Origin of the sequence: Thermococcus sp. (genome assembly GCF_027066465.1) — an archaeon.
Classification (GTDB): Archaea; Methanobacteriota_B; Thermococci; order Thermococcales; family Thermococcaceae; genus Thermococcus.
On sequence record NZ_JAMONU010000138.1, the window covers coordinates 1 to 8307 of the forward strand.

The following is an 8307-nucleotide window of genomic DNA, read 5'->3' on the forward strand; positions in this document are numbered from 1 at the left end:
GACGTGAAGAAGGGGGAGGTAATCCTGAGAAAGGGGCAGGTGCTCAGGCCTCAGGATTTGGCCCTCCTCAAGAGCGTGGGCTTCAAGACGGTTAAGGTCAAGAGGAAGCCTCGCGTTGGGATAATCGTTACGGGCGACGAGCTAATTGAGGAGTTCGATGAAGATGCTCTGAAAGCAGGCAAAATCCTTGAGAGCAACTCCATCATGCTGAAGGGCCTCGTGAGGCAGTACTTCGGCGAGCCGGTTTTTTACGGCGTCGTTCCCGACAAGGAAGACGCAATAAAGAACGCAATCGAGAGGGCGAAGGCCGAGAACGACCTCCTCCTCGTCACCGGCGGGTCGGCCTTCGGCGATAGGGACTTAGCTCACAAGTTCGTCAATCTGCTCTTCCACGGGACGACGATAAAGCCGGGCCGGCCGATAGGCTACGGCGAGGGGGTCTTCATAATGAGCGGCTACCCAGTGGCAGTGTTTGCCCAGTTCCACCTCTACGTCAAGCACGCCCTGGCGAAGCTGGTTGGAGCCAGAAACTACGAGGTTCGCGTTAAGGCGACGCTAACAGACAGGATTCCCAGCCAGCTCGGGAGGTACGAGTTCGTCAAGGTCTGGTATGAGGACGGGAAGGCGAGGCCGATTAAGAAGAGGGGAAGCGGGATAATAAGCTCGCTCGTGGAGAGCAACGGTTACGTAGAGGTCCCTGAAGACAGCGAGGGCTACCTGGAGGGAGATACTGTAGAGGTAGTTCTTCTTTGAATTCATATTTCCCTGAGCAGAGAGTTCGTGTCCGGTATGTTTATTATCTCTCGGACCTCCGGGGGAAGCTCCCTGAGGGCTTCCCTTTCCTTCTGGGCAATTAACTCAACAATCTGGAGGGCCTCCTTTCTTCTGGTCTCCAGTATCTCCCTGAGAGGATTTTCTCTGACCCATGGAACTACTTTACGAACTTCAAAGTCTGAGGTTTCGTTATATCCTGTCCTCATCATAGCATTAAAATGTTGCATTTTTTGTTAATAACGTTTTCTATTCACTTTTTGCACACTCTCTTAAATAGTAAGCAAAATGTGGAAAAGGCTTGGCAGTATGGTGAATCAACTCGGAGAAATTTTAATGTCGCCCGCCCGTAACGCCCGCCCTCATCGAAGGCAACGCCACACTCAGGCGGGTTAACCCAGGCGGGCGAGAACTGTGCCCGGCCTGGGTTTCCCGCGGTCATCGTGCTCCGGAACGCGGAAGGCCCTCCCACGGGGACCTCGCTGAGGCCGGGCTGTAGCCCCCGCATCGCCCCCCGGTTCATTCTCCCCGGGGTCCTCGCGCGGGGGCGTTGTTAGGTAGGAAACGCGGTTTATAAAACCTCACTCCAGCAACTTCTTGAGCTGGGCGTAACGCTTTTCACCCACGCTACCCTTGTCGACGACGACTACGACCGTTCCGTTCTTCATCATCGCAAAGTCCCTGAGCTTGGAGAGGAACTTCAATAAGCTGTCCCACGGGTTGTAAACGGATAGGTATTCGAGGGAGTCTATGACGACTACACCCCTCCCACCGGACTTCTCAACGCTTTCAAGATACTGGTATATCAGCTCCGTCATCCTGGCGAGGTCCGTTGGGTTTACTGTCCTGATGCCTTCACGGAGTATTGGAACGGTCGTTACAAAGTAAACGTTCCAGTTTTCAGGTATGCTCAGTGTATCCCTGAGAAAGGCGAGAACGGGAGCATTTTGAAGCTTTTTAACGAGTTCAAAGTACTCCTTCGTGCTGGACAGTATTATCCCGGGCTTTATATCCGGAACTTCGGCGGAAACCGTTCTCATCTTAAAGCTCTCCATTGATGTGAGCAGAATCATTGAGGCCGCCATCATGATTGTGAATATCATTGAGAGAGTAAAGCCTATGGGGAGGTACCACTGGTAGAGGCCGAAGAGGGAAGCTGGAACCAGATGAAGGCCAAAGAGAATAAGGCTTGCGTAGAGAAACTTGGCGGCCCTCTGGTAAATTTCCTGAAGGGGGCGGAGAAGGAGTCCGCCGGATATCACGAAAACTCCGCTTATTCCAAGGGCGGCGGCCCCTGTTGCAACCCATTCACCGTTCTTCGTGTAGTAGTACACGGCAATCACGTATATAAAAAACAGCGGCGCCATTGCGGACATCTCTTTTAAAAGGCGATATCCTATCGTAACGGACTCCTCTTCAAGCAACCTAACGGCTCCGAGGTACATCAGCCCGGCAAAGACCGTTAGGAAGAAGTCCCCTATGATGAAGAATGTTTGGTTTTTTGAACCCGTCAGGAGGATGCAGAGAAAATCGAAGAGCCACGCCAGCGAAAAATACAGGGCGGACTTTCTCTTGTTCTGGATAAATATTTTTAACATTATAGCGAACGCCACTATATCAGTGGCGAGCACAAGGAGGGCGTTAATATAGACTACCTCGACCATAAAACTTCACCTAAACGGAGCGTTTGGGGTCGGCAAACCCATCACACCTAAAGGCCCCCTCCCCTTTGACCCGCTCTACAGTTTCGTCCTCGACCTTAATCATCAAAACTTCCGGCCTTGCAACTATCAGGGCCAGCCTTCCCCTCCTTCCAGGGGGAAGGACCCTGTACCCGTCTTCGCTTTTCTCAACGGGGTATATCACCGTGAACGGCCAGTTTGGATAGTAAACGAATTTTGAACCCCTCCGGAGACCAACAAGGTCGCCGAAGAGGTAGTATCCGTAGAGGGGCACAAGGGTGGAGTTTGGAAACTTCTCCGAGAGGGCTTGGAAAAGCGAGTCGTCTATGCCCACCCCGCTCAGGATTACGGCCTTTATATTCTCGGCGTACGGCTCGAACATTCCCATAAGGGGCGGCGCAGACCTGACTAGGTTTATGCGGTCCGCCTCCATGACCCTCTTGGTGTATCTAACGAGCGGGTCGAGGATTCTGAGAACGGCATCCACACCCTCCCTGGCAAGAACCTTTTTCAAACCGTCGGTTTCCATGCCGATGAAGTACAGGTACCCGGAGTACCTCCACACGAGTTCGCTTATCTCGTCCTGGTACCAGCCGTATGGACCGTGAGCAACTGCCCGTACCCTCTCCCCCTCGTAGAGGGACTCAAAGTTGTAGAGCTCATCGAGTGCGGCCTTGAGGTACGCAACGAGGTAATCAACGTAGTTCCTGTCCCAGTGGCCGATGGCCCTTTCTCTGGTGGTTCCTGAGGACTGGTAGAACCTCACCTTTCCCCGGTAATCTCTTGGAAAGAACTCCAGCCAGTTCGAGCGGAGGTAGTTCTCCTCAACGGACAGACCGGCGTTCAGGAGGTTCTCCACGACCGCAGGAAGGCTTCGGGAGTCGAAGAGGGAATCGAGGTCAACGTCTTTGAAGGCCCTCTCCCAGTAAGGGGTTCTGTCCCTGTGAAAGTTCATCACCTTAAAAAGATAATCCTTAACCTGGTCTTCTTTTACGCGAAGCGGGTTTTCAAGGAGGGAACCAGGGGCTAGTTCATACGTCATGGTTAAAGTTTGCCCAAACGAGGATAAAAACCTTTCCAAAAATATCGAGGGGTCGCAGTTTAAACTGATTTAACCTCAAGAGTTAAATAATAAGACAACAATAATAATCGGGTGACGGCCCAGTGGCCATGGTAATCGGAAAAATAGACGCCAAGGAAAACCTCGTTTATACCGCGAAGAAAGCTGTTGAAACAACACCCTTCTGGGAGGAGAAGTTCAAAGAGCTTGATTTAAACGCTTTAACACCGGAGCTTCTGGCGGAACTGACGGAAAAAGTAACGATAAAACCCCATGACCTGTATGAAACCGATAGGGTCTGGCCATCATACGTCAGGAACGGAGAGGTGTTCCATGCCGTAATGAGAACGAGCGGAACCACGGGAAGACCCAAGAGGATAGCCTTCACAATAGACGACAAGAGAAGGACGGCGAGGCAAATGAAACCGTGGGTCACCGAATACTTCGAGAAGGGTGAGAGGGTCGCCTCCTTCTTCCCGCCGCTCCCCTCATCGTCTGGAAACTTTGCGATAAGCGGTCTCGAGGGAAACAACGCCGGAGTTTCATACTTCCAGATACCGATAACGTACCTCAGGGACAGAAACCTTCTGCTGAGGGAGTTTGAGGACATAAAGCCGACCTCAATCTGGGCGCTGACGGCCACGGCATACAACCTCGGTCTCATCCTGCCCGAGAAAATCAGAAATGACGTGAACACGATAGTCGTCGGGGGAGAAACCCTGACGCCCGAACTGGCGAAGGCGACCCTTGAGCTTTTCCCGAACGCCGTTATAATAGACAACTTCGGCTCGACGGAGGACGACGTGACTGCCTTCAGGGTTGTCAGCAGAAGAAAGGTAAGCCCGTTCCATATAGGGGAGTCCGTTCTCGTCCTCGAGGAAACCGGAGATGAGGACTACAGCGAATACAAGAGGGTCTACATAACCAAGGTTATGGAAAAGGGAGAACTCACGGGACTGCCGCTCTTCAACTACGACATCGGAGACCTCGCGAGGGTTGAGAACGGGGAAGTTGTGAGCATAATAAGGGTCAAGGACGTTGTGGTTCTCGGGGGGGCAAAGCTTCACATAGACCAGGTTATGGACATAGTTTACGGCCACGAGCACCTGAAGGACTTTGTGATGATTTACTACCCGCTCTCACCCGAGAATCCGAGGCCCAAGGTGATAATAAGGGTCGCCTACGAGGGCGAAAAGCCGACGGGACTTGAGGATGAAGTCAAAGAGCTGATATACGAGGCAAACAACCCGGTTAGGTATGAAGTCGAGGAAGCCAAAAGCTCCGAGCTTGTAGTTGAGGCCGTTCCAATGGAGAAACTGAGGGAAGGACTTCCCGTGAAGCCCGGAAAGACCAAGAGGATATACATCGCCGGCAAGGATATCTGACCCCTCTTTTAACTTTCTTGTCAGATTGCCGAAAAGTTATTTAAGTCTCTTCTCAGATTTACGAGCAACTGGAGGTGGTTGCATGAGGGGAGAGAAGATTATACACGATGGAATTCACGGCAGTATGAAGGTCACCGGCGTAATCCTAGAGCTCGTCAAGACACCGGAGTTTCAGAGGCTCAGGCACATAAGACAGCTTGGCCTGGCGTACCTCGTTTATCCCGGCGCAAACCACTCCCGTTTCGAGCATTCCCTCGGAACGTGGCACATAGCGAAGCGCCTCTCCGGAGAGGTTGGACTGGAGGAAGACGAAAGCCTGCTCCTCCAGGTCGGTGCGCTACTCCACGACATCGGGCATGGACCGTTGAGCCACACGTTCGAGGGGATATACAGGCACTACGTGAAGGAGCGCGACCACATGCGCCTCGGTCAGGACATCATAACCGGAAAGATAAACATAACCGGTGAGGACGACGGGGGAAGGATTCCCGAGATACTCGAGGAGTTCGGAATAGACCCAAGGGAAGTCGCGGACCTTATACTGGGTCATGCCAAGAAGCCCTACCTCGGTCAGATGCTTCACAGCGGTGTTGACGTTGACCAGCTCGACTACCTCATCAGAGACGCCCACTACACCGGTGTTGCGCACGGCATAATAGACCTGGAGAGGCTCCTAAAGGTCCTCAGGGTTCACAACGGTGAGCTTGTCGTCGATGAAAAGGGTATCGAGGCCGTTGAGGGCATGATGGTCGCGCGCTCGCTGATGTACTCAAGGGTTTACTTCCACCACACGGTGAAGATTGCCGAGGGAATGCTGACCAGAGCTTTAGAGTTCGCCCTCGAGGAAGGGCACCTCTGGGACTTCTGGAGGATGACCGACTGCCGGGTTCTGGTCGAGCTTGAGGACTTGGAGGGCCTGCCGGCAGAGCTTACGAGGCGCGTTCTCTACAGGAAGCTCTACAAGGCGGCCGTTCTCGTCAGTGCGGATGAGCTTAGTCAGGACGAAAGGAGGGAGCTTTTATCGGCCTACAGAAACGTCAGGAGAAGACAGGAGCTTGAAAGGACGCTGGCCGATGCGGTTGGAGCCAACGAGGGGGAGATTATCATAGACTTCAGCATAGCGGACCTGATGCTCAGCGAGCCGAGGCTGAAGGAGACCGGCATAAAGGTCCTCCTTGAAAGCGGTGAGGTTCAGCCCCTCTCGAAGGTTACCCCGCTGGCAAACGCCCTCAAAAGGAGGCAGACCCCGAGGTGGGCCGTTCTTATAGCAACGCCTGAAAGGTACGTCAAAAGGCTCCGCGAGGTATGGAGGAGCGTCCTCTTCAGCTGAAGAGCTTTGCCTTTATCTCCTTTTTGAGGGCCTCAATCATCTCTATAAGTTCGTCGGCGTCCTTAACTTCCCGCAGTCTCTCCTTGGGGATGAGGGGAACCTCCTTGACGATTTCGGTCTTGGTCTTTTCAAGTATGAACACGCCGTCAGAGTTGATTATCTTGCTGACTTCAGCCACCATTTCCGCCCTTTTGACCGTTGAGCGGGTCTTCCTCTCGTCTATCCCCGTCAGGATTCTGAATTCGTCGCCCTTTGAAACCGCGTTGAATGGAGCTTTCTTCACCTTTACAAGGCCGAGACCGAGGCGCTTCAGCTTTTCGAAAACCTCCTTTTCAAGGGGATTCTCGGGTTTGACGTCGAGCTTTGCCTCAACGCGCGCGTTCAGAATATCAATGGGCTCGGCCAAGGCCTCGTCGAAAAGCTCCTCCAGTCTTATTGCAACGTCCAGAGAAACCGCCTGCTCACCGCGCTCGTAGTTGAGGAGGGTCTTCCTTGAAACCCCGAGGAGCTGAGCAAGTTCGTTAACCGAGTATCCGTGCCTTTCGCGAAGCTCCCTGAGAAGTTCACCGTTTATCCTCACGTAGAGACCGCCGCGCTCAGCGAAGATTGCGGGGAGTTCGTTGTTGGCGAGGACGTCGTATAGGGTTTCCGGCCTCAGCGCATATATTCCAAAGCGCTCGTAGACGACTCCCTCCTCAAGCTCCGCGTTCTTCGAGCGGAGGCCCACTATGAGCGGGGAGGCGTTGAAGAACTTGGCTAGCCTCTTCAAGTCTTCGGCCTGCTCCTCGGTGATGGTGTCAATGTTGGTCGTGACCTTAACGAAGAGAAGCAGAACTAACCTGCTCGCGACTATATCGAAGCACGAACCCCGGAACTCGAGGCGGGCCGTCTTGTAGCCCGCACTCCTGAGTATGGCCTCGACGGTTTTAATGAGCCTCTCCCGCTCCATCGTGTTTAAATAGCGATAACCTCTTAATAAAGTTAAGGTGATGGGTGTGCGACCTACCGTTCTAAGGGGCAACCTCGTGTCCCTCGCCGTTCCCGTTAGGGAGGACGTCAAGAAGGCCTGGCTGTGGTACAACGACAGGGCTGTAAGGCTCTTTTTAACGGCCCCGTATGAGGTCTTCTTCTTTGAGGACGAAGTGGAGTGGTACGAGAGGATTAGAAAGGCAAAAGAGCGCGAGAAGGTTTTCTCGATAGTGGAGAACTCAACGTCTACCCTCGTTGGTTTTATAGGACTCCATAAGATAAACCACAGGGACGGACACGCGGAGCTCGGCTACTTCCTCGGAAAGGAGCACTGGGGGAAAGGTTATGGAAGCGAGGCGGTGAAATTGGCCCTCGATTACGCTTTTCGGTGGCTCAACCTCAGGAAGGTCTACGCGAGGGTTTGCGAGCCAAACGTTGCCTCGATTAGAGTTCTCGAGAAGAACGGCTTTGAACTCGTCGGGAGATTGAGAAAACACCACCACGTCCCCGGCTACGGCTTCGTGGACGAGCTGATTTTTGAAAGGTTTAGAGAAGAATAGGGAAAGAAGCTCACTCGAGCTTCTTGTAGCAGAACCACCAGTCGTAGCACTCGATTTCGCCCTTAGCCTTGGCCTCTTCCCTGGCCTTCTTCTCCTCGATGGTGCTGGCTGGCGGGATGATGACCTTGTCACCGATGAGCTCGTTTTCTGGCCACTTGTGCGGAAGGGCAACTCCCTTCTCGTCGCTGACCCTGAGGGCCTTAACAAGGCGGAGTATCTCGTCCCAGTCCCTGCCGACCTCGGCCGGGTAGTAGACTATGGCCCTTATGACGCCCTTGTCGTCGACGATGAAGACGGCCCTGGCAGTTATCGTTGCTCCGCTCGGAATCATGCCGAGCTTCTCGGCGAGCTCACCGCGGTCGTCGGCGATAATCGGGAACTCAATCTCGACGCCGAGGTTCTCCTTAATCCACTCCATCCACTTGATGTGGCTGAAGACCTGGTCAACGCTGAGTCCAATCGGCTCGACGCCGAGCTCCCTGAACTTGTCGAGCCTCTTCTGCATGGCGTAGAACTCGGTCGTACAGACCGGGGTGAAGTCGGCCGGGTG

The 8307-nt window shown here is 53.5% G+C and carries 9 protein-coding genes; 4 read left to right on the forward strand and 5 right to left on the reverse strand.

Annotated elements, in window-relative coordinates; translation table 11 throughout:
• On the forward strand, positions 1-753 hold a 753-nt coding region (locus tag MVK46_RS06365), incomplete at its 5' end, for a molybdopterin molybdotransferase MoeA (protein ID WP_297535799.1).
• A 2-nt stretch (positions 754-755) separates the two neighbouring features.
• On the opposite strand, the gene MVK46_RS06370 is transcribed toward MVK46_RS06365, so the two are convergent.
• From MVK46_RS06370 to MVK46_RS06380, 3 genes are all read right to left on the reverse strand, one after another.
• A complete protein-coding gene (locus tag MVK46_RS06370) occupies positions 756-980 on the reverse strand; it encodes a hypothetical protein (protein WP_297535800.1) in 225 nt (74 codons plus the stop codon).
• 372 nt (positions 981-1352) lie between these two features.
• A complete protein-coding gene (locus MVK46_RS06375) occupies positions 1353-2435 on the reverse strand; it encodes a DUF835 domain-containing protein (protein ID WP_297535801.1) in 1083 nt (360 codons plus the stop codon).
• 10 nt (positions 2436-2445) lie between these two features.
• Complete coding sequence (locus MVK46_RS06380; protein ID WP_297535802.1) at positions 2446-3408, reverse strand: hypothetical protein; 963 nt, start codon at positions 3406-3408, stop codon at positions 2446-2448.
• A 215-nt stretch (positions 3409-3623) separates the two neighbouring features.
• Between MVK46_RS06380 and MVK46_RS06385 the strand changes: the two genes are divergently transcribed.
• Both MVK46_RS06385 and MVK46_RS06390 read left to right on the forward strand, forming a co-directional pair.
• Positions 3624-4898: an AMP-binding protein gene (locus MVK46_RS06385; protein WP_367182639.1), complete on the forward strand. Its 1275-nt coding sequence runs from the start codon at positions 3624-3626 to the stop codon at positions 4896-4898.
• An 82-nt stretch (positions 4899-4980) separates the two neighbouring features.
• Positions 4981-6228 carry an HD domain-containing protein gene (locus MVK46_RS06390; RefSeq protein WP_297535804.1) on the forward strand — a complete coding sequence of 416 codons (1248 nt, stop codon included), beginning with the start codon at positions 4981-4983 and terminating at the stop codon, positions 6226-6228.
• On the opposite strand, the gene MVK46_RS06395 is transcribed toward MVK46_RS06390, so the two are convergent.
• The gene (locus MVK46_RS06395) at positions 6221-7177 is read right to left on the reverse strand and encodes a transcriptional regulator (protein WP_297535805.1); all 957 of its coding nucleotides are present in this window, start codon (positions 7175-7177) and stop codon (positions 6221-6223) included. The two genes, MVK46_RS06390 and MVK46_RS06395, sit on opposite strands and share 8 nt — an antisense overlap.
• A gap of 46 nt (positions 7178-7223) precedes the next feature.
• Here MVK46_RS06395 and MVK46_RS06400 point away from each other — a divergent pair, with 46 nt between their 5' ends.
• A complete protein-coding gene (locus MVK46_RS06400; protein ID WP_297535807.1) occupies positions 7224-7757 on the forward strand; it encodes a GNAT family protein in 534 nt (177 codons plus the stop codon).
• Between the two features lie 10 nt (positions 7758-7767).
• Here the strand turns inward: MVK46_RS06400 and MVK46_RS06405 are convergent.
• The coding region (locus tag MVK46_RS06405; RefSeq protein ID WP_297535806.1) for a peroxiredoxin at positions 7768-8307 on the reverse strand (540 nt) is incomplete at its 5' end.